Source organism: Clostridioides sp. GD02367 (assembly GCF_045900275.1).
GTDB classification, from domain to species: Bacteria; Bacillota; Clostridia; order Peptostreptococcales; family Peptostreptococcaceae; genus Clostridioides; species Clostridioides difficile_A.
The window spans coordinates 1-541 of sequence record NZ_JBJODK010000036.1 but is presented as its reverse complement, the minus strand read 5'-3'; the positions used below and the strand labels follow the sequence as shown (position 1 = coordinate 541).

At 27.5% G+C, this 541-nt stretch carries 1 protein-coding gene; it reads right to left on the bottom strand.

From position 1 onward, the window contains the following. Positions 1–540, bottom strand: a 540-nt coding sequence (locus Q3223_RS19485; protein ID WP_407812445.1) for a YmfQ family protein, incomplete at its 3' end; no start/stop codon positions are given. Position 541 lies beyond the last annotated feature (1 nt).

The window sequence follows — 541 nt, the reverse complement described above, 5'->3', positions numbered from 1 at the left end:
GGCTAATGCAAACTTAGCTTTTACATTAGCTTTTACTTCTTTACTTGAATAAGGATATACGGTTATTTCTTCACTCATAATTGTTGTTTGTGCAAAATAAGTTTTACTTTTTAATAAAGATACTAACTTATAACTTACAGATAAATGAGAAGGTTTTATAACATTTACTCTCTTATATAAATCTTCTAAATCTCGAGGAAAACCTTGAGTACTGGTTAATTCAACACCAAAAGTATATGGAGATATGTTTTCATTTATTTTTATATTTTCACCTGTATAAGATTGAAGTATCATAGACATTCTTTTAGGCGTCATAATATATTTGCTTTGGAGCTTAGCAATGACTTTTCTTCTTCTAGTTTCTATAGCTTCATCTAGATTAGTAGCTAAACCTACTCTATTTTCCCAAAAACTTAAACCCCATGTTGCACTTTGAGGAAATAATTGTAATTCTATTTCTTTATTTAATAACTCTAAATTATCAAATTCGCTTCCTATAGCTTCATATAAGCTTTGCATTATGATAGATTGTTCATATATT